The organism is Burkholderia ubonensis, from assembly GCF_001718695.1.
GTDB classification, from domain to species: Bacteria; Pseudomonadota; Gammaproteobacteria; order Burkholderiales; family Burkholderiaceae; genus Burkholderia; species Burkholderia ubonensis_B.
Genome location: NZ_CP013420.1, coordinates 610294 through 636188, shown reverse-complemented (window position 1 = coordinate 636188; position 25895 = coordinate 610294). Strand labels below are relative to the sequence as shown.

The window sequence follows — 25895 nt, the reverse complement described above, 5'->3', positions numbered from 1 at the left end:
AAGTTAAAAACGGATGGCTCGGTGTCGCCCGGCTCAGACCGAATGACGCTTGCGATAGCCGTCGAGGAAACGCGCGATCCGGTCGATCGAATCGGTCAGGTCGTCGAGATTCGGCAGGAACACGACGCGGAAGTGATCCGGCGTCGGCCAGTTGAAGCCGGTGCCCTGCACGAGCAGCACGCGCTCCTCGAGCAGCAGGTCGAGAATGAACTGCTGGTCGTTCTGGATCGGATAGAGCTTCGGGTCGAGCCGCGGGAACATGTAGAGCGCGGCCTGAGGCTTCACGCAGGTCACGCCCGGAATCGACGTGAGCATGTCGTACGCGAGCTCGCGCTGCTTGTAGAGACGCCCCGACGGCACGATCAGCTCGTTGATGCTCTGGTAGCCGCCGAGCGCCGTCTGGATCGCGAACTGCCCCGGCACGTTCGCGCACAGCCGCATCGACGACAGGATGCCGAGCCCCTCGAGATAGTCCTTCGCGCGCCGGCGGTTGTCCCCGCCCAGGCCCGACACGGCCATCCAGCCCGCGCGGTAGCCGCACGAGCGGTAGCTCTTCGACAGGCTGTTGAACGTGACGGTGATCACGTCCTCCGACAGCGCGCCCATCGCCGTGTGCTCGCGGCCGTCGTAGACGATCTTGTCGTAGACCTCGTCGGCGAACACGATCAGCCCGTGCCGGCGCGCGATCTCGAGCAGTTCGAGCAGCAATTCGTCCGAATAAAGCGCGCCCGTCGGGTTGTTCGGGTTGATCACGACGATCGCCTTCGTATTCGGCGTGATCTTGCGGCGGATGTCGTCGAGGTCGGGCATCCAGTCGTTCTGCTCGTCGCAGACGTAGTGGACCGGCGTGCCGCCCGACAGGCTGACCGCGGCCGTCCACAGCGGGTAGTCGGGCGCCGGCAGCAGCACCTCGTCGCCGTCGTTCAGCAGCGCCTGGGTCGCCATCACGATCAGCTCGGACGCGCCGTTGCCGATGTAGATGTCGTCGAGGCCGACCCCGACCACGCCCTTCTGCTGCGTGTAGTGCATCACCGCCTTGCGTGCCGAGAACACGCCCTTCGAGTCCGAATAGCCGGACGACGTCGGCAGGTTGCGGATCATGTCCTGGATGATCTCGTCCGGCGCGTCGAAGCCGAACGGCGCAAGGTTGCCGATGTTCAGCTTGATGATGCGATGGCCTTCTTCCTCGAGGCGCTTCGCGTGCTCGAGCACCGGGCCACGGATGTCGTAGCAGACGTTGAGCAGCTTGTTCGATTTCTGGATCGGTTTCACGACGACACGGTTCCTGGATAAAATGCCTGGCGGCCTGGGGACGGGAATCGAAACTGGAGAGCGGCCGGTTTGCGCGCGCTGTCTAGGCAGGACGATTTTGCGGCGGCCGGGCGCGGCTTGTGGCGACGCACGACGCGGATGCCGCCCGGGGGCGGCCAAAAAGTTATAATTTAGCGGATTTTGGCCGACTTTCGCAATGCACAAAGCCGCGCCGGGCCCGCGCCGTCGGGCGTCCCGCGCGCACCGCGCGCGAAATCGGCCGCCTGGGCCCGCGCGGCCCGTCCGGGAAGCCCCCCTTGACGGCCCCACTTGGGCGGCCCCTTCGAACACCTATCGGAACTGCGGACATACTGATTTGAAACTGCACCAGGACGCGAGCGGCGCGCTCAACACCGTTACCGGCTATGGCCCCGATTATGTCGACGTGAATCTCGAGCGTCACGAACAGAGCGTCATCGTGCTGCCCGGCGGGCCGGTGCTCGCGTGGCCGGTGTCGTCGTTCGACGCGCTCGCGCCCGAGCATTTCGCGATGCTGCTCGAACCGGCGCCCGAGGTCGTGATCTTCGGCAGCGGCGCCCGCCTGCGCTTCCCCCATCCGCGCCTCGTCGCGGCGCTCACCGCGCGGCGCATCGGCGTCGAGACGATGGACTTCCAGGCCGCCTGCCGCACCTACAACATCCTGATGGCCGAAGGCCGCAAAGTCGCCGCCGCGCTCTTAATTGAACGTTAATCCCCGATGCGGTAAAACTCTCGCCGGCATACCGGGCCGCGCCGGGCCGGGTCCGATCCCCGGTCCGGCGCATGCCCCGTCGCAAGCCGCCGGCGGCACATCACAACAACCAACAGGCTGAAACTTCCATGAACGATACGCCGTCGAGGCTACCGCTCAATCGCACCGCGCTCGCCCTCCTGATCCTCGCGCTCGCCGTCGTCTGGTTCGCGCCGCTCGGCTTGCGCCACCTGATTCCCAGCGACGAAGGCCGCTACGCCGAGATGGCGCGCGAGATGTTCGTCACCGGCGACTGGATCACGCCGCGCTACAACGGCTACAAGTACTTCGAGAAGCCGCCGCTGCAGACCTGGCTCAACGCGCTCACGTTCGCGTGGTTCGGCATCGGCGAGTGGCAGGCGCGCCTCTATACCGCGCTCGCGAGCTTCGCGGGCGTGCTGGTCGTCGGCTTCACGGGCGCGCGCCTGTTCAACCCGCTGTCCGGCTTCCTCGCGGCCGTCGTGCTCGCGAGCTCGCCGTACTGGAACCTGATGGGCCATTTCAACGCGCTCGACATGGGCCTGGCGCTCTGGATGACCATCACGCTCTGCGCGCTGCTGCTCGCGCAGCGACCTGGGCTGCGGCCCGCCGCCGCGCGCGGCTGGATGTGGGCGTGCTGGGCGTCGATGGCGCTCGCGGTGCTGTCCAAGGGCCTCGTCGGCCTGATCCTGCCCGGCGCCGTGCTGGTGCTCTATACGCTGATCGCGCGCGACTGGGCGCTGTGGAAGCGCCTGTACCTCGTCAGCGGGCTCGTGATCTTCTTCGCGATCGTCATGCCGTGGTTCGTGCTGGTCCAGCAGCGCAACCCGGAATTCTTCAATTTCTTCTTCATCGTCCAGCAGTTCCGCCGCTACCTGACCCCGGAACAGAATCGTCCCGGCCCCTTCTATTACTTCGTGCCGGTGCTGCTGGTCGGCTTCCTGCCGTGGCTGTCGGTAGCGTGGCAGAGCCTGCGCCATGCTCTGCGCATGCCGCGCCAGCCGAACGGCTTCGCGCCGATGCTCGTGCTGATGATCTGGAGCGCGTTCATTTTCCTGTTCTTCAGCGCGTCGCATTCGAAGCTGATCTCGTACGTGCTGCCGGTCGCGCCGGCGCTCGCGCTCATGATCGGCGCGTACCTGCCGCTCGTGCCGGCCGACCGCTTCCGCCGCCACCTGCTCGGCTACCTCGTGTTCCTGGTCGTCGCGGCGTTCGGCATCATCTTCCTCGCCTACCAGGGCGATGCGCGCACGCCGAACGCGCAGTACCGCGCATTCCAGCTGTGGCTGTACGCGGGCCTCGCGGTCGCGGCCGCGCTGACGCTCGCCGCCGCGTGGCTCAACCGCCATGCGCGCGCCGGCGTCGCCGCCGCGATCACCGCGTTCGGCGCCGCGTGGCTCGCGTTCGGCACGATCGGCGGCACCGGCCACGACGAGTTCGGCCGCTACAGCTCGGGCGCGCTGCTCGCGCCCGCGGTGCGCGCCGAACTGGCGAAGCTGCCGGCCGACACGCCGTTCTACTCGATCGAAATGCTCGACCACACGTTCCCGTTCTACGTCGGCCACACGACGATCATGGTCGCGCGCACGGACGAGCTCGCCTTCGGCATCTCGGTCGAGCCGGACAAGTGGATCCCGACCGTCGACGAGTGGATCGCCCGCTGGAACAAGGAGCGCTACGCGCTCGCGATCATGCCGGTGAACCGCTACGACGATCTCGCGAAGGCCGGCCTGCCGATGCGCGTGATCGCGCGCGACAACCGCCGCGTGATCGTCGAAAAGCCGCAATCGTAAGGACGCCGCCCCGTGAACCCGATCTCGCTCGTCTGCATCATCACCGGCGTCATGCTCAACGCCTGCGCGCAACTGCTGCTCAAGGCCGGCGTCAACGCCGTTGGACACTTCGAATTCACCCGTGCGAACATCGTGCCCGTCGGCCTGAAGATCGCGACCCAGCTGCCGATCATCGGCGGCCTCGGGTGCTACGTGCTCAGCGTCGTCGTCTGGATCGTCGGGCTGTCGCGGGTCGACGTGTCGATCGCGTACCCGATGCTGTCGCTCGGCTACGTCGTCAACGCGTTCGCCGCGTGGTACCTGTTCGGCGAAGTGCTGTCCGTCCAGCGGCTCGTCGGCATCGGCATCATCCTGGTCGGGGTGTTCGTGCTCGCGCGCAGCTGAGCCATCCGGCCGTTAAGCGCCTGCCTACAAAAAATCACGGTACGAATCCGTCAACCGGTGTTTAATGCCGGTTTCGGGCGAGCGCCCGACCCTTTTCACACGCCATTACGAGTCATGCGTTCATGAGCCAGACTACCGTTCCGTTCCTGCCGTTCACGCGCCCGGAAATCGACGAGGAAACCATCCAGGGCGTCGTCGAGGTGCTGCGCTCGGGCTGGATCACCACCGGCCCGCAGAACCAGCGCTTCGAGGCCGCGCTGTCCGAGTACTTCGGCGGCCGCCCGGTGCGCGCGTTCAATTCGGGCACCTGCACGCTCGAGATCGGCCTGCGCATCGCCGGCGTCGGCCCCGGCGACGAGGTGATCACGTCGCCCGCGTCCTGGGTGTCGACCAGCAACGTGATCCTCGAGACCGGCGCGACGCCGGTGTTCGCCGACATCGACCCGGTCACCCGCAACATCGACCTCGACCTGCTCGAAAAGGCGATCACGCCGCGCACGAAGGCGATCATCCCGGTCTACCTGGCCGGCCTGCCGGTCGACATGGACCGCCTGTACGCGATCGCGCGCGCACACAAGCTGCGCGTGATCGAGGACGCCGCGCAGGCGCTCGGCTCGACGTGGCGCGGCCAGCGCATCGGCGCGATCGGCGACATCGTGTCGTTCAGCTTCCACGCGAACAAGAACCTGACGACGATCGAAGGCGGCGCGCTCGTGCTCAACAACGAGGACGAGGCCGTCCTCGCGCAGAAGTACCGGCTGCAGGGCATCACGCGCACCGGCTTCGACGGGATGGACTGCGACGTGCTCGGCGGCAAGTACAACCTGACCGACGTCGCCGCACGCGTCGGCCTCGGCCAGCTGCCGCACCTCGAGCGCTTCACCGCGCAGCGCCATGCGCTCGCCCGCGCGTACTTCGCCGCCTTCGAAGGCGGCCCGGCCGCGAAGCTCGGCCTCGGCCTGCCGCTCGCCGAATTCGAGCACGGCAACTGGCACATGTTCCTCGTCACGCTGCCGCTCGAGCGGCTGACGATCACCCGCGCCGAGTTCATGGCGCAGATGAAGGAGCGCGGCATCGGCACCGGGATCCACTACCCGGCCATCCATCTTTTCTCGCTGTACCGCGCGCGCGGCTTCAAGGAGGGCATGTTCCCCCACGCCGAACGGTACGGCGCGTCGACCGTCACGCTGCCCCTCTTCACGCAGATGACGGAAGGCGACGTGCGTCGCGTCGTCGACGCCATCAACCAGATTTGCGAACAATACGGAAAGTAAGCCTACATGAGTCACCTTGAAGCACGCGCCGGGCATCCGGGCGCCGGACGTCCGGGCGCAGCCAATCCGGAAGTATCGGTCGTCATTCCCGTGTACAACGAGGAAGACGGCCTCGCCGCGCTCTTCGCGCGGCTGTATCCGGCGCTCGACGCGCTCGGCACGTCGTACGAAGTGATCCTGATCAACGACGGCAGCCGCGACCGCTCGGCCGCCATGCTCGCGGACCAGTTCCACGTGCGCCCCGACACGACGCGCGTCGTGCTGCTGAACGGCAACTACGGCCAGCACATGGCGATCCTCGCCGGCTTCGCGCAGTCGCGCGGCGAGATCGTCGTCACGCTCGACGCCGACTTGCAGAACCCGCCCGAGGAAATCGGCAAGCTGATCGCGAAGATGCACGAGGGCTACGACTACGTCGGCTCGATCCGCCAGCAGCGCCAGGACAGCCTGTGGCGACGCAAGGCGTCGGCGATGATGAACCGGCTGCGCGAGCGCATCACGCGCATCAAGATGACCGACCAGGGCTGCATGCTGCGCGCGTACAGCCGCCGCATCATCGATACGATCAACGTGTGCGGCGAGGTCAACACGTTCATTCCGGCGCTCGCCTACACGTTCGCGCAGAAGCCGACCGAAGTCGAGGTCGCACACGAGGAGCGCTTCGCGGGCGAATCGAAGTACTCGCTGTACAGCCTGATCCGCCTGAATTTCGACCTCGTGACCGGCTTCTCGGTCGTGCCGCTGCAATGGCTGTCGTTCATCGGCGTGATCCTGTCGCTCGGCTCCGCCGCGCTGTTCGTGCTGCTGCTCGTGCGGCGCTTCATCGTCGGCGCGGAAGTGCAAGGCGTGTTCACGCTGTTCGCGATCACGTTCTTCCTGCTCGGCGTGATCATCTTCGCGCTCGGCCTGCTCGGCGAGTACATCGGCCGCATCTACCAGCAGGTGCGCGCGCGGCCGCGCTACCTGATCCAGACCGTGCTCGAGCGGCACGGCAACGTGCAGGATGCGCCGGCCGGCGAAGGCCGCCAGGAGGTCGCGCGATGAAGCCGCGCGCCGTCGTCTTCGCCTATCACAACGTCGGCGTGCGCTGCCTGCAGGTGCTGCTCGCGCGCGGCGTCGACGTCGCGCTGGTCGTCACGCACGAGGACAACCCGAACGAGAACATCTGGTTCGGCAGCGTCGCGTCGGTCGCGGCCGCGCACGGCATCCCGGTCGTCACGCCGGCCGATCCGGCGGACCCCGCGTTGCGCCGCGCGCTCGCCGATGCGCGGCCGGACTTCATCTTCTCGTTCTATTACCGGCACATGCTGCCCGTCGACCTGCTCGCCGTCGCGCCGCGCGGCGCGTACAACATGCACGGGTCGCTGCTGCCGAAATACCGGGGTCGGGTGCCGACCAACTGGGCGGTGCTCAACGGCGAGACGGAAACCGGCGCGACGCTGCACGAAATGGCCGCGAAGCCCGACGCGGGCGCGATCATCGGCCAGACCGCGGTGCCGATCCTGCCGGACGACACGGCCGCGCAGGTGTTCGACAAGGTCACGGTGGCCGCCGAGCAGACGCTCTGGCGCGTGCTCCCCGCGCTGCTCGCGGGCGAGGCGCCGCACCTGCCGAACGATCTCGCGGCCGGCAGCTACTTCGGCGGGCGCAAGCCCGAGGACGGCCGGATCGACTGGTCGAAGCCCGCCGCGCAAGTCTATAACCTGATCCGCGCGGTCGCGCCCCCGTATCCGGGCGCGTTCACCGACCTGAACGGCGCGCGCTTCGTGGTCGCGCGCGCGCGCGTCGCGGCGCCCGGCAGCCCGGCCGCCGCGGCGGCGGCGGATTTGCCGCCCGGCCTGCACGTAAGCGATAATGTGCTATTCGGCGTCTGCGGCGACAGCCGCGCCATATCCATTCTCGAGCTGTGGCAACAGCGCGACGGCAGCGAAACCGTCGTGACGCCCGCGGAATTCGCGCAGTTCATTCATTCTTCCCGTCATTCATGAAAGCAAAAAAAGTCCTGATCCTGGGTGTGAACGGCTTCATCGGCCATCACCTGTCGAAACGCATTCTTGAAACCACCGATTGGGAAGTGTTCGGCATGGACATGCAGACCGATCGGCTCGGCGATCTCGTCAACCACGAGCGGATGCATTTCTTCGAGGGCGACATCACGATCAACAAGGAGTGGGTCGAGTATCACGTGAAGAAGTGCGACGTGATCCTGCCGCTCGTCGCGATCGCGACGCCGGCGACCTACGTGCAGCAGCCGCTGCGCGTGTTCGAGCTCGACTTCGAGGCGAACCTGCCGATCGTGCGCTCGGCCGTGAAGTACGGCAAGCACCTCGTGTTCCCGTCGACCTCCGAGGTCTACGGGATGTGCACGGACGAGCAGTTCGACCCGGACAACTCCGCCCTCACCTACGGCCCGATCAACAAGCCGCGCTGGATCTACGCGTGCTCGAAGCAGCTGATGGACCGCGTGATCTGGGGCTACGGGATGGAAGGCCTGAACTTCACGCTGTTCCGCCCGTTCAACTGGATCGGCCCGGGCCTCGACTCGATCTACACGCCGAAGGAAGGCAGCTCGCGCGTCGTCACGCAATTCCTCGGCCACATCGTGCGCGGCGAGAACATCAGCCTCGTCGACGGCGGCTCGCAGAAGCGCGCGTTCACCGACATCGACGACGGCATCAGCGCGCTGATGAAGATCATCGAGAACCCGAACGGCGTCGCGTCGGGCAAGATCTACAACATCGGGAATCCAAAGAATAACTTCTCGGTGCGCGAACTCGCGCACAAGATGCTCGAGCTCGCCGCCGAGTTCCCCGAATACGCCGATTCCGCGAAGAACGTGAATCTCGTCGAGACCACGTCGGGCGCGTACTACGGCAAGGGCTACCAGGACGTGCAGAACCGCGTGCCGAAGATCGACAACACGATGCAGGAGCTCGGCTGGGCGCCGCAATCGACGTTCGACGAAGCGCTGCGCAAGATCTTCGAGGCGTATCGCGGCCACGTCGCCGACGCACGCGCGCTCGTCGAGCAGCAAGGCTGAAGCGGGACGCACGCTTGGCTCGCATCGTCCTCAAGATCGACGTCGACACGCTGCGCGGCACGCGCGAAGGCGTGCCGAACCTCGCGCGCATTTTCGACCGCTTCAGCGCGCGCGCGACCTTCCTCTTCAGCCTCGGGCCCGACCATACCGGCTGGGCGCTGCGGCGCGTGTTCCGTCCGGGGTTCCTGAAGAAGGTGTCGCGCACGTCGGTGGTCGAGCATTACGGCGTGAAGCAGCTGATGTACGGCGTGCTGCTGCCGGGCCCCGACATCGGCCGCCGCGCGATCGCCGACATGCGCGCGATCCACGAGGCCGGCTTCGAATGCGGGATCCACACGTGGGATCACGTGTACTGGCAGGACAACGTGCGCGCGCGCGACCGCGACTGGACCGCGCGTGAGATGCAGAAAAGCCACGCGCGCTTCGTCGAGATCTTCGGCGCGCCGCCCGTCACGCACGGCGCGGCGGGCTGGCAGATGAACGACGCGGCATTCGAGCAGATCGACGCGTGGGGCATGCGCTATGCGTCCGACGGCCGCGGCCATTCGCCGTACCTGCCGGTCGTCGGCGGCAGGACGCTCGCGCACGTGCAGATGCCGACGACGCTGCCGACGCTCGACGAAGTGCTCGGCATCGACGGCGTCGATACGCACAACGTCGCCGCGCATATCCTCACGTTCACCGAAACCAATCCGCACGACCAGGTCTTCACGCTGCATGCGGAGCTGGAAGGCCAGAAGCTCGCGCCGGTGTTCGAGCAGCTGCTCGCCGGCTGGCGTGCGCAAGGCCATACGTTCGCGACGATGGGCGACTATCACGCGACGCTGGACCGCGACACGCTGCCATCGTACCCTGTCACGTGGGGCGAGATTCCGGGCCGGTCGGGCGAGCTGATCGTCCAGCCCGACTGATCCATGCGGGCAGGCGACGCCATGCGCCTGCCCGTCAACGCGGCCGCCACCGCGCCCTTCCCTGCGCGGCGACGCGATCGCGCCGTCACCCACGCGCGCCGTCGCCAAGGCGCCCTCCCATAACAACAGGAGAAACACGTGTCCGTCGAAGTTGACCGTCAAGTTCCCGATTTCACCGCACCGGCCACCGGCGGCGATCTTTCGCTGTCCGACCTGCGGGGCAAGAAGCTCGTGCTGTATTTCTATCCGAAGGACAACACGCCCGGCTGCACGACCGAGGGGCTGCAGTTCCGCGATCTCTATCCGAAGTTCAAGAAGGCCGGCGCGGAAATCGTCGGCGTGTCGCGCGACAGCCTGCGTTCGCATGACAATTTCAAGGCAAAGCTCGAGCTGCCGTTCGCATTGATTTCCGATGCCGACGAAGCGCTGTGCACGCTGTTCGATGTCATCAAGATGAAGAAAATGTATGGCAAGGAAGTGCGCGGCATCGAGCGCTCGACGTTCCTGATCGACGCCGACGGCGTGCTTCGCCAGGCATGGCGCGGCATCAAGGTGCCGGGTCACGTGGACGACGTGCTAGGTGCTGTACAAGCGCTTTGAGGCGCGCTATATTGGGCCGCAATGAATGCCAGTCCGCCCCATATTTCTCGTAGCTGCGCCGGTGCTCGTAGCGATGCTTTCCGGCACCTGACGCGCATCACGACGGTATCAGCCGAGCCGCATGTCCCGGTCGACGGGGCAGCGGCTTTTTTTATGGTCTGCGCGCCGGCACTCGGTCCGGCCCTTTCACCCCGTCAAGGAGTTGACCGACACTTAGGCGAACCGGCTAAACGAAATTCATGTGCGCCACCGCGCGCAAACCGCACGCGTGTTCGTCACGCAGCAGGATGCGATCAGCGGCGCACCCCAGCGACACGATTCCTCCCGAGGGACACCATGCCTTTGCCTACCCCCCCCAGCAAGCTCGGCAGCCTGCTGCCGCCCGACGAATACAAGGCGAAAGCGCGGCCGACCAAAGCCGCAAAGAAATCCGCCGACGGGGACGTTTCCACGGCCGCCGACTACGGCCCGGCTAGCGTGGCCCAACCGATGACGCAAGCCGCCAACACCGCCGCACAGCTGCGTGCGGTCGCGTCGGCGCCTGAAGCCGCGAGCGCGCCCGCGCGCAGCCGCAAGACCAAGCAGACGGCCGCGCTGCTGCAGCCCGTGCCGACGCCCGCGGAGCCCGCCGCGCCGCTCGCGCGCGCAGAGAAACCCGCCGCCACAAAACCGGTCGCGGCCGCCGCGAGCGAAGCCGGCGCGGCCGCCAGGTCGCGCGGCCGCAAGGCCGCCGAAGCCGAGATGCAGAAGCTGTTCGTGCTCGACACGAACGTGCTGATGCACGATCCGAGCAGCCTCTTCCGTTTCGAGGAACACGACGTCTATCTGCCGATGATGACGCTCGAGGAACTCGACAATCACAAGAAGGGGATGTCGGAAGTCGCGCGCAACGCGCGCCAGGTCAGCCGCACGCTCGATGCGCTCGTCGCCGACGCGGGCCCGATCACGAACGGCATTCCGCTGGCGCGCCTCGGCAGCCGCGAGGCGCTCGGCCGCCTGTACTTCCAGACGACGCTCACCAACATTCCGCCCGTCGAGGGCCTGCCGCAAGGCAAGGCCGACAACCAGATCCTCGGCGTCGTGCGCGCGCTGCAGCGCGACCGGCCGGACCGCCAGGTCGTGCTGGTGTCGAAAGACATCAACATGCGGATCAAGGCGCACGCGCTCGGCCTGCCCGCCGAAGACTACTTCAACGACCAGGTGCTCGAGGACAAGGATCTCCTCTACACCGGCGTGCGCGAGCTGCCGCAGGATTTCTGGACCCGCCACGCGAAGGGCATGGAAAGCTGGCAGGACACGAAGACGGGCACCACGTACTACCGCGTGACCGGCCCGCTCGTCACGTCGATGCTGGTCAACGAGTTCGTCTATCTCGAACCGCAGAACGGCGAGCCGACGTTCCATGCGCTCGTGCGCGAACTGAACGGCAAGACGGCGCTCCTGCAGACGCTGCGCGACTACAGCCACCACAAGAACAACGTGTGGGGGATCACCGCGCGCAACCGCGAGCAGAACTTCGCGCTGAACCTGCTGATGAATCCGGAGATCGACTTCGTCACGCTGCTCGGCCAGGCCGGCACCGGCAAGACGCTCGTCGCGCTCGCGGCGGGCCTCGCGCAGGTGCTCGACGACAAGCGCTACAACGAGATCATCGTGACGCGCGCGACCGTGCCGGTCGGCGAGGACATCGGCTTCCTGCCCGGCACCGAGGAAGAGAAGATGCAGCCGTGGATGGGCGCATTCGACGACAACCTCGAGGTGCTGCAGAAGACCGACGACGCAGCCGGCGAATGGGGCCGCGCGGCGACGCAGGAACTGATCCGCTCGCGCCTGAAGGTCAAGAGCATGAACTTCATGCGCGGCCGCACGTTCGTCGACAAGTACCTGATCATCGACGAGGCGCAGAACCTGACGCCGAAGCAGATGAAGACGCTCGTCACGCGCGCGGGCCCCGGCACGAAGATCGTCTGCCTCGGCAACATCGCGCAGATCGATACGCCGTACCTGACGGAAGGCAGCTCGGGCCTCACCTACGTCGTCGACCGCTTCAAGGGCTGGGGACACAGCGGCCACGTGACGCTCGCGCGCGGCGAACGCTCGCGGCTCGCCGACTACGCGTCCGACATCCTGTAACGCGGCCTGCCGGCCGATTCAGGCCGGTTCGCGAAAGCACACGGCGCTCCCGAAACGGAGCGCCGTTTTTGTTTTGGGGTCGAAATCAGTGCTTGACTGTGTCACGCAACCACGATGCATTACGCGCGAAACTTCAAGTAAATTCTCAAGAATTGTTGCCTAAGCCCCGTCGGAGCGACTACCATCGGGTCTGTCTGTTGTCATACGATTGTGTCGAGCGCGCCGCGCTCGCCCGCCTGTCATGCTTCGAATCTGGCTTCCCGTCGCCGTCGTCTCGCTGCTTGCGGCCTGTTCCAGCGTGCCGCCGCAGTCGGCTTCGCGCTCGCCGGGCATGAAGATCACGACGCCCCGCGCCTTCGCCCCGCCCGCCAATTTCCCGAAATTCGTCGACCACAGCGTCGGCCAGGAAGAAATCTCGATCCAGGCGATGAGCCTCGTCGGCGTCCCGTACCGCTGGGGCGGCAATACGCCGGACAGCGGCTTCGACTGCAGCGGGCTCGTGCGCTACGTGGTCGGTCGCGTAGCGGACGTGAACCTGCCGCGCACGACCGCCGACATGAGCGGCCGCGGCATGTCGATCGACCCCGAACAGGTCGCGCCGGGCGACCTGATCTTCTTCAACACGACCGGCCGGCCGCACTCGCACGTCGGCATCTATGTCGGCAAGCTGCGCTTCGTCAACGCGCCGTCGACCGGCGGCACCGTGCGGCTCGACTACCTGACGAACCCGTACTGGGCGAAGCGCTTCGACGGGATTCGCCGCGTCGCGCCGCCGCGCGGCACGCCGACGCCGTTCGATGCCCCGATCTACGATGCACGGCGCGATGCGCCGGCTGCGGCCACCGCGCCGGTCGTCGCGGCCGCGGCAGTACGGCGGCCTGCCTATGCTTCGTCGCCGGCCCGTGCGACGGCGCAGGCTGCTGTGCCGGCCGTATCGACGACGACGGCCGTGACGACGGCCGCCGCAGCCGCTGCGTCCCCCGCTCCGTACGAACCGGCGCCGCGCATGTCGGCGCCGGTCTCCTCCGCGGGCGGCGACACGATGGCCATGACGCCGGTTTTGCCGCCGGCCGGCCCATCCGAAGAAGTCGGCACGCAGATCCCGACGACGGCACTGACGGCCGCCGAGGCCGCCGCATTCGATGCGGAACCGCCGTCCGCGATGCCTGCCCCGAGCTCGCCGGGCAGCGCCGAGCCGGTGCAGGTGCTGCGCGCATCGACGCAATCGGCGCCGGTCAGCCCGCGCACCAGCACCGCCGACGATCCGATCGCCCGCTTCGCGAACGGCAGCTACTGAGTCATTGCGGCGCAGCGCCGCATTCCGTACACCGCAAAAGAAAATGCGCCGCAACCTTACGGTTAGCGGCGCATGGTTCTGATGCGACCCGGGCGGCGTCGCGATCAGAAGATCCGATGGCCGAGCCACCAGCCGCCCGCCGCGAACAGCGCGGACGCCGGCAGCGTCAGTACCCACGCCCACACGATGTTGCCGGCGACGCCCCAGCGCACGGCCGACAGCTTCTGCGTCGCGCCGACGCCGACGATCGCGCCGGTGATCGTATGGGTCGTCGACACCGGGATGCCGAGGAACGACGCGATGAACAGCGTCATTGCGCCGCCCGTCTCCGCGCAGAACCCGCCGACCGGCTTCAGCTTGGTGATCTTCTGGCCCATCGTGCGCACGATCCGCCAGCCGCCGAACAGCGTGCCGAGGCCCATCGACAGGTAGCACGCGCCGATCACCCATGCCGGGGGCGCGTCGGAGCCCGCCGACGCGTAGCCGGTCGCGATCAGCAGCATCCAGATGATGCCGATCGTCTTCTGCGCGTCGTTGCCGCCGTGGCCGAGGCTGTACAGCCCGGCCGACAGCAGTTGCAGGCGGCGGAACCGCCGGTCGACCTTGCTCGGCGCGGTGCGGAAGTACAGCCACGACACGCCGAGCATGAACAGCGAACCGAGGATGAAGCCGAGCAGCGGCGAGATGAAGATGAACGCGATCGTCTTCATCAGCCCGTCGATGTTCAGCGATCCCCAGCCCGACTTCGCGAGCGCCGAGCCGACGAGGCCGCCGATCAGCGCGTGCGACGAGCTCGACGGAATCCCGTAGTACCAGGTGATCACGTTCCAGGCGATCGCGCCGACGAGCGCGCCGAACACGACATAGTGGTCGACGATCCCGGGATCGATCGTGCCTTTGCCGACGGTCTGCGCGACCTTCAGGTGGAAGATGAAATACGCGATGACGTTGAACGCGGCGGCAAATGCCACCGCCTGCTGCGGCTTCAGCACCCCGGTGGACACGACGGTGGCGATCGAGTTCGCCGCGTCGTGGAAGCCGTTCATGAAGTCGAATACGAGCGCGACGAGCACCAGCGCCGCGACCATCCATAGGGCAAGTTGTATCGAATGCATCGTGTTCCGCTCAGGCGTTTTCCAGCACGATGCCTTCGATGATGTTCGCGACGTCCTCGCATTTGTCGGTGATCTCTTCGAGCAGCTCGTAGATCGCCTTCAGCTTGATGAGGTTCTTCACGTCGTTCTCTTCGCGGAACAGCTTCGACATCGCCGCGCGCAGCACGCGGTCCGCCTCCGATTCCCAGCGGTCGATCTCTTCGCACGCCTTGAGGATCTGCGCGGACTGCTTCATGTCCGACAGCAGCGCGACGGCCTGCTGCACGTGCTGCGCCGACTGCGTGACGATATGCGCGAGCTGGCTCGCCTCGGACGTCACCGCCTGCACGTCGTACAGCGACACGGCGGTCGCGACGTCCTCCATCAGGTCGAGGATGTCGTCCATCGTCGTGATCAGCTTGTGGATCTCGTCGCGGTCGAGCGGCGTGATGAACGTCTTGTGGAGCAGATCGATCGCTTCGTGCGTCAGCTTGTCAGCGGCCTTCTCGGCCAGCTGCACGTTCTGCTTGTGAATCTCGGCGTCGGCGAGATTGTCGATCAGCAGTTCGAGTTCGCGGCCACCGGAAACGATGTACTTCGCGTGCGCGTTGAAGATTTCGAAGAACTTGCCCTCGGTGGGCATGAATCGACCGAACATGGAATTCCTGAAAGATGGTCAAACGGCTGTCACAAAAATCGGCGACATTGTACCGTTTCCCGTCCGGCGCGCACATGAAGCGTGCGCGCGCACCGAGACGGGATACAACGTTTCGTGAAATAGGGGTTTACAACCGGCGTTACTCGCCGTAGAAGTTCTGTGCACCTGCAAAGTTGTCGAACTTCGTGTATTGCCCCAGGAACGTGAGTCGAACGGGCCCGATCGGGCCGTTACGCTGCTTGCCGATGATGATTTCGGCAGTGCCCTTGTCCGGGCTGTCCGGATTGTAGACTTCGTCCCGGTAGATGAACAGGATCACGTCCGCGTCCTGTTCGATTGCGCCCGATTCCCGCAGGTCCGACATCACCGGACGCTTGTTCGGACGCTGTTCGAGGCCGCGGTTGAGCTGCGACAGCGCGATCACCGGCACGTCCAGCTCCTTCGCGAGGCTCTTCAGCGAGCGGGAGATTTCCGAGATTTCGGTCGCGCGGTTCTCGCCCTGCGACGAGCCCGTCATCAGCTGCAGGTAGTCGACGATGATGAGGCCGAGCTTGCCGCACTGGCGCGCGAGCCGGCGCGCCCGCGAACGCAATTCCATCGGGTTCAGGCCGCCCGTCTCGTCGATGAAGAGCTGTGCCTCGCTCATCTTCTGCACCGCGTGGGTCAGCTTCGGCCAATCCTCGTCGGTCAGCCGCCCGGTCCGCATCCGGTGCTGGTCGAGCCGCCCGACCGAACCGAGCATACGCATCACGAGCTGCGTGCCCGGCATTTCCATCGAGAACACCGCGACCGGCAGCCCGTACTCGACCGCGACGTATTCGCCGATGTTCATCGAGAAGGCCGTTTTACCCATCGACGGGCGGCCGGCGACGATGATCAGCTCGCCGCCGTGCATCCCCGACGTCATCCGGTCGAGGTCGACGAAGCCCGTCGGCGTGCCGGTGACGTCGCTCGGATTCGCGGTGTGATACAGCGTGTCGATGCGCTCGACGACTTGCGTGAGCAGCGGCCCGATCTCGAGGAAGCCCTGGTTGCCGCGCGCGCCCTCTTCGGCGATCGAGAACACCTTCGCTTCCGCCGCGTCGAGCAGCTGGCGAACTTCCTTGCCCTGCGGATTGAATGCATCGGCGGAAATCTCGTCGGCCACCGACACGAGCCGGCGCAGCACCGCGCGGTCGCGCACGATTTCCGCATAGCGGCGGATGTTCGCGGCGCTCGGCGTATTCTGCGCAAGCGCGTTCAGGTACGCGAGCCCGCCGACGTCGTCCGCCTTGCCCGACGTGGTCAGCGCTTCGTACACGGTCACCACGTCGGCCGGACGCGTCGACGCAATCAGCCTGCCGATGTGCTCGAAGATGATCCGGTGGTCGTAGCGGTAGAAATCGCCCTGCGACAGATAGTCGGCGATCCGGTCCCACGCCGCATTGTCGAGCAACAGGCCGCCCAGCACCGACTGCTCGGCTTCGACCGAGTGCGGCGGGACTTTCAGCGATTCGATTTGAGGATCTTGCGGCGCGTTCATGGGTTGGGATTATCGCGAATTGGGCGCGGAGATGCCAGCGCGGCCGCCGGCTGCCGGACAACAAAAAAGGCAGGCCCCGGTTGCCCGGGCGCCTGCCCTTCATCCGGGCGGCGGGAGCCGCCCGGCGAGACTGCCTGTCGCTTACGCGTGGTCGCCGATCACGTTGATCGTGACGTCGACGACGACGTCCGTGTGCAGCGCGACCTGAACGCCGTGCTCGCCGATCATCTTCAGCGGGCCTTCCGGCATGCGAACCTGCGCCTTCTCGACGTCGTAGCCTGCCTTCTTCAGCAGTTCGGCAACGTCGCCGTTCGTGACCGAGCCGAACAGACGGCCGTCGACGCCCGACTTCTGCGTGATTTCGAACGACTGGCCTGCCAGCTTCTCGCCGACTGCCTGCGAAGCTGCCAGCTTTTCAGCGGCGACCTTCTCGAGCTCTGCGCGACGCACTTCGAATTCAGCGATCGCTTCCTTCGTTGCACGGCGAGCCTTGCGGTTCGGGATCAGGAAGTTGCGAGCGTAACCGTCCTTGACCTTGACGATATCGCCGAGGTTGCCCAGATTGGCGACTTTTTCCAACAGAATGATTTGCATTCGAATTCTCCTTATTGCGTCGCCTGATTACGCCTTGTGCTGATCGGTGTACGGCAGCAGCGCGAGGAAACGCGCGCGCTTGATTGCCGTGTCCAGCTGACGCTGATAGTGCGCCTTCGTGCCCGTCAGGCGAGCCGGCGTGATCTTGCCGTTTTCGCCGATGAAGTCCTTCAGCGTTTCCGTGTCCTTGTAGTCGATCTGCTCGACGCCGGCCGCGGTGAAGCGGCAGAACTTCTTGCGCTTGAAGAGCGGGTTTTGTTGCTGACGACGCTTGTCGAATTTCTTACCAGTGGGGCGGGCCATGTTCAGTCCTTTCCAAGGTCCTGCAATGCTGTGATGTGAAACACCAAGGTGCGCGCGTTGCGGCTCTTCTTCGCCAGGAAACCTGTGAACAGCGTCTCGACGCCCATTTCACAGCCTTCCAGCCTGCCGCTCGCCTCGCCGGCCGCCACCGCCTCGATCGTCATCTCGACCTGACGGCGAATGCCTGCCTCGACGACTTCCGTGCGGTGCTGCAACGTCGCGCTTGCGATCGGAACGCCGGCGGGCGTGTACCGCACCGCTGCGCGCTCGACGACGCTCGCCGTCAATTGCAACCTGTTCACGTGAGTCGCGTGCTCCTTGATGGCTTAAAGGTTACGAGCTTAAGCCTGCGCTTCGGTCGGCTGAGCTGCAGCCGCCTTCTTGGCTTCTTCGCGCTGAACTTCCTTCATCATCGGCGACGGGCCGGTCTCGGCCTTCTTCATCTTGACGATGAGGTGACGCAGCACGGCGTCGTTGAACTTGAACGCGTGTTCGAGTTCGTCGAGCGTCGTCTGGTCGCACTCGATGTTCATGCAGACGTAGTGAGCCTTCGCGAGTTTCTCGATCATGTAGGCCAGCTGGCGACGGCCCCAGTCTTCGACACGGTGGATCTGGCCGCCGTGCGACGTGATCGTGGTCTTGTAACGCTCGATCATCGCGGGCACTTGCTCGCTCTGATCGGGGTGCACGATGAAGACGATTTCGTAATGACGCATTACACACTCCTTGTGGATTGAAGCCACCCGGGCGTCTGAACCGGTGTGGCAAGTGAGAAGCTGAAGATTTTAACCCGGATACGGGCCGCATGCAACACCGACCCAGCTTTTCCCGGCAGATTCGGCCGTGTTTTCAACGACTTGAATCGCCCGAACCGTCGGCGCGGGCCTTCGCGCACTCCCGAGACGACGGCGCGGCGGCGCTCACGGCGGGCTGCTCCAGTAGCCGGCGCGCGCGTACGCGTCGCGCAGGTAGTCGATGAAATAGCGCACGCGCGCCGGCACGTAGCGCTGCTGCGGATAGACGGCGAGGATGTCATAGTCGGGCAGTGCATAGTCGTCGAGGACGGTCTCGAGCTCGCCCGTCTCGAGCTGCGCGGCGATCTCCCAGGTCGAGCGCCAGCCGAGCCCGAGCCCTTCCGACGCCCAGCGGTGCAGCAGTTCGCCGTCGTTGCAGTCGAGGTTGCCCGTCACGCGCATCGTGACGATCTTGCCGTTACGCTGAAAATACCAGCCGCGGTTCTGGCCGCCTTGCAGGTTGAACGCGAGGCAGTTGTGCTTCAGCAGGTCGTCGAGCGTCTTCGGGCGGCCGTGCCGGCGGAAATAATCCGGCGTGCCGCAGACGACGCGCCGGTTCGACGCGAGCTTCACCGCGACGAAGTTCGGATCGACCGCGCCGCCGATCCGGATCGACAGGTCGTAGCCTTCGCGCACGAGGTCGACGACCCGGTCGGTCAGGTTGAACGACAACTGCATGTCCGGCTTGTCGGCGAGAAAGCCCGGCGCGTGCGGCGCGACGTGCTTGCGGCCGAATGCGGCCGGCGCGGACACGATCAGGTGGCCGCTCACCGCGCGCCGCCCGGCGGCCAGCTCGTTCTCGGCCTGGTCCCATTCCGCGAGCAGGCCGCGGCAGCGCTCGAGGAATGCCGCGCCTTCCTCGCTGACGACGAGCCGCCGCGTCGAGCGGTACATCAGCTTCACGCCGAGACGCTTCTCCAGCGCGTCGATGCGCCGTCCGAGCACGACCGGCGACACGCCCTCCTCGAGCGCCGCGGCCGCGAGGCTGCCCGCGTCCGCGACCCGCACGAACGTCTCGATCTGCTTGAAGCGGTCCATCCCGTGTCTCCTGCATGACGGTGACGGCCGGCCAACGCCCGACCTGCCGTCATTCGATACTTTTAGTTTCGAAAAAAGCGACTCCGGCTGATCTTATCAAACCTTTGATGCATCCCTAAAGTGTCTCCAACAGACCGATTCGCAAGATCCGCAAAAACATTCAAGGAGACATTCATGGCCAAGATGAGAGCCGTCGACGCCGCCGTGCTCGTGCTCGAGAAGGAAGGCATCCAGACCGCGTTCGGCGTGCCGGGCGCCGCGATCAACCCGTTCTATTCCGCGATGCGCAAATCGGGCGGCATCAGCCACGTGCTGGCCCGCCACGTCGAGGGCGCGTCGCACATGGCCGAAGGCTATACGCGCGCCGCTCCAGGCAACATCGGCGTGTGCATCGGCACGTCGGGCCCCGCCGGCACCGACATGATCACGGGCCTCTACTCGGCGTCGGCCGACTCGATTCCGATCCTCGCGATCACCGGCCAGGCGCCGCGCGCGCGCCTCTACAAGGAAGACTTCCAGGCGGTCGACATCGAGTCGATCGCGAAGCCGGTCACCAAGTGGGCCGTCACCGTGCGCGAGCCGGCGCTCGTGCCGCGCGTGTTCCAGCAGGCGTTCCACCTGATGCGCTCGGGCCGCCCGGGCCCGGTGCTGGTCGACCTGCCGATCGACGTGCAGCTCGCCGAGATCGAATTCGACATCGACACCTACGAGCCGCTGCCCGTCTACAAGCCCGCGGCGACCCGCGCGCAGGTCGAGAAGGCGCTCGCGATGCTCAACGACGCGGACAAGCCGCTGATCGTGTCGGGCGGCGGCGTGCTCAACGCGGCGGCCGAGGACCTGCTCGTCGCGTTCGCGGAAACCGTCGGCGTGCCGGTGATCCCGACGCTGATGTCGTGGGGCGCGATACCCGACGACCATCCGCTGATGGCCGGCATGGTCGGCCTGCAGACGTCGCACCGCTACGGCAACGCGACGCTGCTCGCGTCCGACTTCGTGCTCGGCATCGGCAACCGCTGGGCGAACCGCCACACGGGCAGCATCGACGTCTACACGAAGGGCCGCACGTTCGTCCACGTCGACATCGAGCCGACCCAGATCGGCCGCGTGTTCGGCCCGGATCTGGGGATCGTGTCCGACGCGAAGGCCGCGCTCGAGCTGTTCGTTGCCGTCGCGCAGGAATGGAAGGCCGCCGGCAAGCTGAAGGACCGCGGCGCGTGGGTGGCCGAATGCCAGCAGCGCAAGCGCACGCTGCAGCGCAAGACGCACTTCGACGACGTGCCTGTCAAGCCGCAGCGCGTGTACGAGGAGATGAACAAGGTGTTCGGCCGCGACACGTGCTACGTGAGCACGATCGGCCTGTCGCAGATCGCCGCCGCGCAGTTCCTGCACGTGTTCAAGGCGCGCAACTGGATCAACTGCGGCCAGGCCGGCCCGCTCGGCTGGACGATCCCCGCCGCGCTCGGCGTGCGCGCGGCCGATCCGCAACGGCCGATCGTCGCGCTGTCGGGCGACTACGACTTCCAGTTCATGATCGAGGAGCTCGCCGCCGGCGCGCAGTTCAAGCTGCCGTACGTGCACGTCGTCGTGAACAACTCGTACCTCGGGCTGATCCGCCAGGCGCAGCGCGCGTTCGACATGGACTACTGCGTGCAGCTCGCGTTCGACAACGTCAACGCGCCGGAGTTGAACGGCTACGGCGTCGATCACGTCGCGGTGGCCGAAGGCCTCGGCTGCAAGGCGCTGCGCGTGTCCAGGCCGGAAGAGATCGAGCCGGCGCTGAAGCAGGCGCAGGCGCTCGCGGAAGAGTTCAGCGTGCCGGTGATCGTCGAAGTGATCCTCGAGCGCGTGACCAACATCTCGATGGGCGCCGAGATCGACGCGATCAACGAGTTCGAGGATCTCGCCGACAAAGCCGAACACGCGCCGACCGCGATCTCGCTGCTCGACTGACCCGCCCCATTCCTACTGACCGACCGAAGAGGCTTAGCTCATGCCGAAGTTTGCAGCCAACCTGACCATGCTGTTCAACGAAGTGCCGTTCCTCGACCGCTTCAAGGCGGCCGCCGACGCGGGCTTCGACGCCGTCGAGTTCCTGTTCCCGTATCCGTACGCGAAAGAGGAACTCGCCGAGCGGCTCGAGACGCACCGCCTGCGCCTCGTGCTGCACAACCTGCCCGCCGGCAACTGGGACCAGGGCGAGCGCGGCATCGCGTGCCTGCCCGATCGTGTCGGCGAGTTCCAGGAAGGCGTCGGCCGCGCGATCGAGTATGCGAAGGCGCTGAAGGTGCCGCAGCTGAACTGCCTGGTCGGGATTCCGTCGGCGAGCACGGCGCGCGACACGACCTTCGTCACGATCGTCGACAACCTGCGCTTCGCGGCCGATGCGCTGAAGCGCGAAGGCATCCGCCTGCTCGTCGAGCCGTGCAATTCGTTCGACATCCCGGGCTTCGCGCTGAACCGCTCGGCCGAAGGGCTCGACGTGATCCGCGCGGTCGGCTCGGACAACCTGTTCCTGCAGTACGACATCTATCACATGCAGCGCATGGAAGGCGAACTGGCCGCGACGATCGAACGCAACCTCGCGTCGATCGGCCACGTGCAGCTCGCGGACAACCCGGGCCGCAACGAGCCGGGCACGGGCGAGATCAACTACGCGTTCCTGTTCGCGCTGCTCGACCGGCTCGGCTATGCCGGCTACGTCGGCTGCGAATACAAGCCGCGCACCACCACGACCGAAGGGCTCGGCTGGCTGCAACGCGTCGCCGGCTGCGCACCGGGGTCGGCGCGCCGCGCCGCCTGAGCCTCGCCCTTTCCGTCATCGCCCCTACAAGGAGACACTCATATGGCAACCATCGGTTTCATCGGCCTCGGCATCATGGGCGCGCACATGGCGCGCAACCTGCTCAAGGGCGATCATCAGCTCGTCGTGAACGGCGCGTTTCCGGTGCCGGACGACCTGCGGGCGAGCGCGAAGGTCGTCGCGAACTCGACCGAAGTCGCGAAGCACGCGGACATCATCATCTCGATGGTTCCGGACACGCCCGACGTGCGCAACGTGCTGTTCGCCGACGACGGCGTCGCGAAGGGCCTCACCGCCGGCAAGCTCGTGATCGACATGAGCTCGATCTCGCCGCTCGACACGCAGGCATTCGCGAAGGACATCAACGCGCTCGGCTGCGACTACCTCGACGCGCCGGTGTCCGGCGGCGAAGTCGGCGCGCGCGAGGCGACGCTGACGATCATGGTCGGCGGCCCGGAGCAGGCCTTCGAACGCGCGAAGCCGCTGTTCGAGCGGATGGGCAGGAACATCACGCTCGTCGGCGACAACGGCGCGGGCCAGACCTGCAAGGTCGCGAACCAGATCATCGTCGCGCTGAACATCGAGGCCGTCGGCGAAGCGCTGCTGTTCGCCGCACGCTCGGGCGCCGATCCGGAGCGCGTGCGCCAGGCGCTGATGGGCGGCTTCGCCGCGTCGCGGATCCTCGAAGTGCACGGCGCGCGGATGACGAAGCGCACGTTCGATCCGGGCTTCCGCATCGAGCTGCACCAGAAGGACCTGAACCTCGCGCTCGACGGCGCGCGCAAGCTCGGCCTCGCGCTGCCGCATACCGCGAGCGCGCAGCAATTGTTCAGCGTCTGCGCATCGCACGGCGGCAAGGCCTGGGATCACTCGGCGCTCGTGCGCGCGCTCGAGATCATGTCGAACTTCGAGATCGCGCAGCCGCACGCGCAAGCCAAGGTCGCCTGACGCAATCGCGCCCATCCGCGGTCATCGCGGACACGCGCACACGCCACACTTGCGGTTCCGCGTGCCGGACCGCATCGATGCGCGCATCATCGCGCATCTCCGTGGGGCGCCCCGCCACGCATCGCAGCTCGCGTGCGACGGGGCGAAAAACGCCGCTCTGGGCTGAGAGCGGCGAGGTGGGGTCCGCAGCGGCACCCGGCGACGCCGGGGAAGCCTTGGTCGGTCAGACGTCGTCGTCGGGTGTCCGTCTGTCGGATTTCACGTCTTACACTTCTTTACGTTCACGCGTGCAATAAGTCATGCAATCGTCGCCGTGAACGCCTACACTTTCGCCACGCCTTTCGAGAAAACCGCCGCGCGCGCATTCGTGCCAGCGCGGTGTTTTTTTCGCCACTTCACGGCGCGTTTTCTTTTCAACCCACCTAGGGAGTGCAGCGATGGGTCTTCTTTCGTTTATCAAAGAGGCGGGTGAAAAACTGCTGGGTCACGCCGACGCGCAAGCGGCGGAAGATCCGAATGCGGCAAACCAGACCGCGGCCGATGCGATCAAGCACTACATCGACACGCAGGGCCTCGACACGTCGAACCTGAGCGTCGCGTTCGACGGCGCGTCGCGCACCGTGACGCTGTCGGGCAGCGTCGCCGATCTCGACACGAAGGCCAAGGTCAAGGTCGCGGCCGGCAACGTGCAGGGCGTCGCGGGCGTCAACGACGACGACCTCCAGCCGGACGATCCGGAAGTCCAGTACCACGACGTGAAGCCGGGCGATACGCTGTCCGCGATCGCGAAGGAAGTGTACGGCGACGCGAACAAGTACCCGGTGATCTTCGAAGCGAACAAGCCGATGCTGTCGAGCCCCGACCGCATCTATCCGGGCCAGAAGCTCGTGATCCCGCCGCAGTCCTGAGCGTCCGGCGCGACACCGACATAAAAAACGCAGGCCGTCGGCCTGCGTTTTTCATTGCACGCGACACGCGCCGCCCTATCAGCGGCCGGCCGTCACAGCGTATCGAACACGCGCTGCAATGCGTCGCGCGCGCCGATCCCGTTCGCGAGCGCGAGCATCAGCAGCACGCGCGCCTTGAACGGGTTCAGCGAGCCCGCGCTCACGAAGCCGAGCGCGTCGTCGCAGGCCGCGCCGTTCTTCATCACGTGCCCCGAGCCGGCCCGCGACGCGCGGACCACGACGACGCCCTGCTTCACCGCATCGGCGAGCGCCGCCTGCAGCGTCGCATGGATCGAGCCGTTGCCGGTGCCCGCGACGACGAGCCCGCGCACGCCGGCCGCGACGAGCGCATCGACGGCGGTGCGCGTGACCCCTGAATAGCTGGCGACAACCTCGACCGCCGGCCATGCATTACGCATCACCAGTTGCGAATCGTGCGGACGCGTCACGCGCCGCGCGAATTCGACGCGGCCGTCCTGCACCCAGCCGAGCGCGCCGAGTTCCGGCGACTGGAACGCATCGACCGCATACGTGCTCGACTTCACGACGTCGCGCGCGCCATGGATCCGGTTGTTGAATGCGACCAGCACGCCCTGCCCGCGCGCGGCCGGGTGAGCCGCGACCGTCACCGCGTTGAGCAGGTTGAGCGGGCCGTCGGACGACAGCGCGGTCGCCGGGCGCATCGCCGCGGTCAGCACGACCGGCTTGTCGCCCCGCACGGTCAGGTGCAGCGCGTAGGCGGTTTCCTCGAGCGTATCGGTGCCATGCGTGATCACGATGCCGTCGACGGCGTCGTCGGCCATCAGCGCATCGATGCGCGCGGCCAGCGTGTTCCACAGCGGCAGCGCGAGATCCTTGCTGTCGATGCTGGCGACCTGTTCGGCGTCGATGCGCGCGACAGACGCGAGCGCCGGCACTGCGTCGAGCAGGAAGTTGACGCCGAGCGCGCCGGCCTGGTAGCCGGCTGTGCTGGCGGCGTCGGGCGCGGCCCCGGCGATGGTGCCGCCGGTGGCGAGGACGGCGATGCGCGGCAACGCCGGCGCGGACGAAGGAGATGCAATGTTCGAAGTGTTCATGGCCGCGATTGTAATGGCTTGCGGCCGGCCCGCCGCCAAGTTCGGCGCGCGCACCCTCGACGCGGCCGCCGCGCGTCATGGTTTGTCCCGATGATCGGCGCACGCGTGCCGTCAACGATCGAGTCGGCCGCCGCGTTATAGGAAAGCCGTTTTGGTGTTTTCACATTGATTCGCCATAATCGGAGCGCGCGGCGCGATGCGTCCCCGCTATGTGTCCCGCTTCGCGATGGCGTCAATAAAACGCAGTTCACCCCATGGGAGTGTCAAATGAAAATCCAATCGCTCGCAGCCGCACTGCTCGTCGGCGGCATGCTCGCTTCCCCCGCATTCGCGGCGAACAGCCAGCAGGACAAGATGAAGGCCTGTAACACCCAGGCAGCCGGCAAGACGGGCGACGAACGCAAGGCATTCATGAAGGACTGCCTGTCGGCGAAGCCGGCGAAGGCGATGTCGCAGCAGGACAAGATGAAGGCCTGCAACAAGGACGCCGCCGGCAAGAAGGGCGACGAGCGCAAGGCGTTCATGAAGAGCTGCCTGAGCAATCAGCCGGCCAACTGAGTCCCGGCGCTCCCGCGCGAATGCCGCGCACCGCTTCGGCGGGCGCGGCATTTTTCATTTTCGGTGCGTTTCGTTGCGCGTGCATCGACCGGCGCGATCGCGCAGCCTGCC

Annotated in this window: 26 protein-coding genes; 16 read left to right on the top strand and 10 right to left on the bottom strand. The window is 66.3% G+C overall.

Features of this window, described 5'->3' with window-relative positions; all coding sequences use genetic code 11:
• Positions 1-33: 33 nt before the first annotated feature.
• Positions 34-1272, bottom strand: a complete 1239-nt coding sequence (locus WJ35_RS02910) for a pyridoxal phosphate-dependent aminotransferase (protein ID WP_042584181.1) — start codon at positions 1270-1272, stop codon at positions 34-36.
• A gap of 355 nt (positions 1273-1627) precedes the next feature.
• Here WJ35_RS02910 and WJ35_RS02905 point away from each other — a divergent pair, with 355 nt between their 5' ends.
• From WJ35_RS02905 to WJ35_RS02855, 11 genes are all read left to right on the top strand, one after another.
• The gene (locus tag WJ35_RS02905) at positions 1628-2002 is read left to right on the top strand and encodes an Mth938-like domain-containing protein (protein ID WP_042584182.1); all 375 of its coding nucleotides are present in this window, start codon (positions 1628-1630) and stop codon (positions 2000-2002) included.
• A 128-nt stretch (positions 2003-2130) separates the two neighbouring features.
• Positions 2131-3813: a glycosyltransferase family 39 protein gene (locus tag WJ35_RS02900; protein WP_060234941.1), complete on the top strand. Its 1683-nt coding sequence runs from the start codon at positions 2131-2133 to the stop codon at positions 3811-3813.
• Between the two features lie 12 nt (positions 3814-3825).
• Positions 3826-4197 (top strand): EamA family transporter, encoded by a 372-nt coding sequence (locus WJ35_RS02895; protein ID WP_059611520.1) that lies wholly within the window; start codon positions 3826-3828, stop codon positions 4195-4197.
• A 122-nt stretch (positions 4198-4319) separates the two neighbouring features.
• On the top strand, positions 4320-5471 hold the full coding sequence (locus WJ35_RS02890) for a DegT/DnrJ/EryC1/StrS family aminotransferase (RefSeq protein WP_060234942.1): 1152 nt from the start codon (positions 4320-4322) through the stop codon (positions 5469-5471).
• 6 nt (positions 5472-5477) lie between these two features.
• A complete protein-coding gene (locus WJ35_RS02885; protein ID WP_029226520.1) occupies positions 5478-6515 on the top strand; it encodes a glycosyltransferase in 1038 nt (345 codons plus the stop codon).
• Entirely contained in the window at positions 6512-7459 is a 948-nt protein-coding gene (locus WJ35_RS02880) for a formyltransferase (protein WP_060234943.1), read from the top strand. The genes WJ35_RS02885 and WJ35_RS02880 overlap by 4 nt, the downstream gene beginning before the upstream one ends.
• Positions 7456-8511: a bifunctional UDP-4-keto-pentose/UDP-xylose synthase gene (locus tag WJ35_RS02875; RefSeq protein WP_059527577.1), complete on the top strand. Its 1056-nt coding sequence runs from the start codon at positions 7456-7458 to the stop codon at positions 8509-8511. Before WJ35_RS02880 ends, WJ35_RS02875 begins: the two co-directional genes overlap by 4 nt.
• Positions 8512-8525: 14 nt before the next feature.
• On the top strand, positions 8526-9422 hold the full coding sequence (locus tag WJ35_RS02870) for a polysaccharide deacetylase family protein (RefSeq protein ID WP_060234944.1): 897 nt from the start codon (positions 8526-8528) through the stop codon (positions 9420-9422).
• 138 nt (positions 9423-9560) lie between these two features.
• Positions 9561-10022, top strand: coding sequence for a peroxiredoxin (locus WJ35_RS02865; protein ID WP_010092200.1), 462 nt, complete (start codon positions 9561-9563; stop codon positions 10020-10022).
• Between the two features lie 336 nt (positions 10023-10358).
• The gene (locus WJ35_RS02860; protein ID WP_060234945.1) at positions 10359-12155 is read left to right on the top strand and encodes a PhoH family protein; all 1797 of its coding nucleotides are present in this window, start codon (positions 10359-10361) and stop codon (positions 12153-12155) included.
• A gap of 241 nt (positions 12156-12396) precedes the next feature.
• Complete coding sequence (locus WJ35_RS02855; RefSeq protein WP_069238701.1) at positions 12397-13452, top strand: C40 family peptidase; 1056 nt, start codon at positions 12397-12399, stop codon at positions 13450-13452.
• 104 nt (positions 13453-13556) lie between these two features.
• Here WJ35_RS02855 and WJ35_RS02850 read toward each other — a convergent pair whose 3' ends face one another.
• The 8 genes from WJ35_RS02850 to WJ35_RS02815 form a co-directional block, all read right to left on the bottom strand.
• Complete coding sequence (locus WJ35_RS02850) at positions 13557-14567, bottom strand: inorganic phosphate transporter (protein WP_029226519.1); 1011 nt, start codon at positions 14565-14567, stop codon at positions 13557-13559.
• Positions 14568-14577: 10 nt separating this feature from the next.
• Positions 14578-15204, bottom strand: coding sequence for a DUF47 domain-containing protein (locus tag WJ35_RS02845; protein ID WP_010092194.1), 627 nt, complete (start codon positions 15202-15204; stop codon positions 14578-14580).
• Positions 15205-15343: 139 nt separating this feature from the next.
• Positions 15344-16726: a replicative DNA helicase gene (locus WJ35_RS02840; protein WP_010092193.1), complete on the bottom strand. Its 1383-nt coding sequence runs from the start codon at positions 16724-16726 to the stop codon at positions 15344-15346.
• 141 nt (positions 16727-16867) lie between these two features.
• On the bottom strand, positions 16868-17320 hold the full coding sequence (gene rplI / locus WJ35_RS02835) for a 50S ribosomal protein L9 (RefSeq protein WP_010092192.1): 453 nt from the start codon (positions 17318-17320) through the stop codon (positions 16868-16870).
• A 27-nt stretch (positions 17321-17347) separates the two neighbouring features.
• The gene (gene rpsR / locus WJ35_RS02830) at positions 17348-17623 is read right to left on the bottom strand and encodes a 30S ribosomal protein S18 (RefSeq protein WP_004193360.1); all 276 of its coding nucleotides are present in this window, start codon (positions 17621-17623) and stop codon (positions 17348-17350) included.
• A gap of 2 nt (positions 17624-17625) precedes the next feature.
• Positions 17626-17925 carry a primosomal replication protein N gene (priB, locus tag WJ35_RS02825; RefSeq protein ID WP_060234947.1) on the bottom strand — a complete coding sequence of 100 codons (300 nt, stop codon included), beginning with the start codon at positions 17923-17925 and terminating at the stop codon, positions 17626-17628.
• Positions 17926-17964: 39 nt separating this feature from the next.
• A complete protein-coding gene (gene rpsF, locus WJ35_RS02820) occupies positions 17965-18339 on the bottom strand; it encodes a 30S ribosomal protein S6 (RefSeq protein ID WP_006402295.1) in 375 nt (124 codons plus the stop codon).
• 204 nt (positions 18340-18543) lie between these two features.
• Positions 18544-19455: a LysR family transcriptional regulator gene (locus WJ35_RS02815; RefSeq protein WP_069238700.1), complete on the bottom strand. Its 912-nt coding sequence runs from the start codon at positions 19453-19455 to the stop codon at positions 18544-18546.
• A 174-nt stretch (positions 19456-19629) separates the two neighbouring features.
• Here WJ35_RS02815 and gcl point away from each other — a divergent pair, with 174 nt between their 5' ends.
• The 4 genes from gcl to lysM all read left to right on the top strand — a co-directional run bounded on the left by gcl (position 19630) and on the right by lysM (position 24111).
• Positions 19630-21405 (top strand): glyoxylate carboligase, encoded by a 1776-nt coding sequence (gene gcl / locus WJ35_RS02810; RefSeq protein WP_060234950.1) that lies wholly within the window; start codon positions 19630-19632, stop codon positions 21403-21405.
• Between the two features lie 40 nt (positions 21406-21445).
• Entirely contained in the window at positions 21446-22255 is an 810-nt protein-coding gene (hyi, locus tag WJ35_RS02805; RefSeq protein WP_010092186.1) for a hydroxypyruvate isomerase, read from the top strand.
• Positions 22256-22297: 42 nt separating this feature from the next.
• The gene (locus tag WJ35_RS02800; protein ID WP_059527600.1) at positions 22298-23203 is read left to right on the top strand and encodes a 2-hydroxy-3-oxopropionate reductase; all 906 of its coding nucleotides are present in this window, start codon (positions 22298-22300) and stop codon (positions 23201-23203) included.
• A gap of 437 nt (positions 23204-23640) precedes the next feature.
• Positions 23641-24111: a peptidoglycan-binding protein LysM gene (gene lysM / locus WJ35_RS02795; RefSeq protein ID WP_069238699.1), complete on the top strand. Its 471-nt coding sequence runs from the start codon at positions 23641-23643 to the stop codon at positions 24109-24111.
• Positions 24112-24203: 92 nt separating this feature from the next.
• On the opposite strand, the gene WJ35_RS02790 is transcribed toward lysM, so the two are convergent.
• Entirely contained in the window at positions 24204-25226 is a 1023-nt protein-coding gene (locus WJ35_RS02790; RefSeq protein WP_069238698.1) for an asparaginase, read from the bottom strand.
• Positions 25227-25493: 267 nt separating this feature from the next.
• Between WJ35_RS02790 and WJ35_RS02785 the strand changes: the two genes are divergently transcribed.
• Positions 25494-25784: a PsiF family protein gene (locus WJ35_RS02785; protein WP_069238697.1), complete on the top strand. Its 291-nt coding sequence runs from the start codon at positions 25494-25496 to the stop codon at positions 25782-25784.
• The last annotated feature ends 111 nt before the right edge of the window (positions 25785-25895 follow it).

What these genes read in the sequence shown, in the direction of transcription:
- rplI (WP_010092192.1), bottom strand. Translation starts at nt 17,320, where the DNA reads ATGCAAATCATTCTGTTGGAAAAAGTCGCCAATCTGGGCAACCTCGGC.
- WJ35_RS02855 (WP_069238701.1), top strand. Translation starts at nt 12,397, where the DNA reads ATGCTTCGAATCTGGCTTCCCGTCGCCGTCGTCTCGCTGCTTGCGGCC.
- gcl (WP_060234950.1), top strand. Translation starts at nt 19,630, where the DNA reads ATGGCCAAGATGAGAGCCGTCGACGCCGCCGTGCTCGTGCTCGAGAAG.
- rpsF (WP_006402295.1), bottom strand. Translation starts at nt 18,339, where the DNA reads ATGCGTCATTACGAAATCGTCTTCATCGTGCACCCCGATCAGAGCGAG.
- WJ35_RS02860 (WP_060234945.1), top strand. Translation starts at nt 10,359, where the DNA reads ATGCCTTTGCCTACCCCCCCCAGCAAGCTCGGCAGCCTGCTGCCGCCC.
- WJ35_RS02800 (WP_059527600.1), top strand. Translation starts at nt 22,298, where the DNA reads ATGGCAACCATCGGTTTCATCGGCCTCGGCATCATGGGCGCGCACATG.
- WJ35_RS02850 (WP_029226519.1), bottom strand. Translation starts at nt 14,567, where the DNA reads ATGCATTCGATACAACTTGCCCTATGGATGGTCGCGGCGCTGGTGCTC.
- WJ35_RS02815 (WP_069238700.1), bottom strand. Translation starts at nt 19,455, where the DNA reads ATGGACCGCTTCAAGCAGATCGAGACGTTCGTGCGGGTCGCGGACGCG.
- rpsR (WP_004193360.1), bottom strand. Translation starts at nt 17,623, where the DNA reads ATGGCCCGCCCCACTGGTAAGAAATTCGACAAGCGTCGTCAGCAACAA.
- WJ35_RS02790 (WP_069238698.1), bottom strand. Translation starts at nt 25,226, where the DNA reads ATGAACACTTCGAACATTGCATCTCCTTCGTCCGCGCCGGCGTTGCCG.
- WJ35_RS02880 (WP_060234943.1), top strand. Translation starts at nt 6,512, where the DNA reads ATGAAGCCGCGCGCCGTCGTCTTCGCCTATCACAACGTCGGCGTGCGC.
- hyi (WP_010092186.1), top strand. Translation starts at nt 21,446, where the DNA reads ATGCCGAAGTTTGCAGCCAACCTGACCATGCTGTTCAACGAAGTGCCG.
- WJ35_RS02885 (WP_029226520.1), top strand. Translation starts at nt 5,478, where the DNA reads ATGAGTCACCTTGAAGCACGCGCCGGGCATCCGGGCGCCGGACGTCCG.
- WJ35_RS02875 (WP_059527577.1), top strand. Translation starts at nt 7,456, where the DNA reads ATGAAAGCAAAAAAAGTCCTGATCCTGGGTGTGAACGGCTTCATCGGC.
- WJ35_RS02890 (WP_060234942.1), top strand. Translation starts at nt 4,320, where the DNA reads ATGAGCCAGACTACCGTTCCGTTCCTGCCGTTCACGCGCCCGGAAATC.
- WJ35_RS02840 (WP_010092193.1), bottom strand. Translation starts at nt 16,726, where the DNA reads ATGAACGCGCCGCAAGATCCTCAAATCGAATCGCTGAAAGTCCCGCCG.
- WJ35_RS02785 (WP_069238697.1), top strand. Translation starts at nt 25,494, where the DNA reads ATGAAAATCCAATCGCTCGCAGCCGCACTGCTCGTCGGCGGCATGCTC.
- lysM (WP_069238699.1), top strand. Translation starts at nt 23,641, where the DNA reads ATGGGTCTTCTTTCGTTTATCAAAGAGGCGGGTGAAAAACTGCTGGGT.
- WJ35_RS02900 (WP_060234941.1), top strand. Translation starts at nt 2,131, where the DNA reads ATGAACGATACGCCGTCGAGGCTACCGCTCAATCGCACCGCGCTCGCC.
- WJ35_RS02845 (WP_010092194.1), bottom strand. Translation starts at nt 15,204, where the DNA reads ATGTTCGGTCGATTCATGCCCACCGAGGGCAAGTTCTTCGAAATCTTC.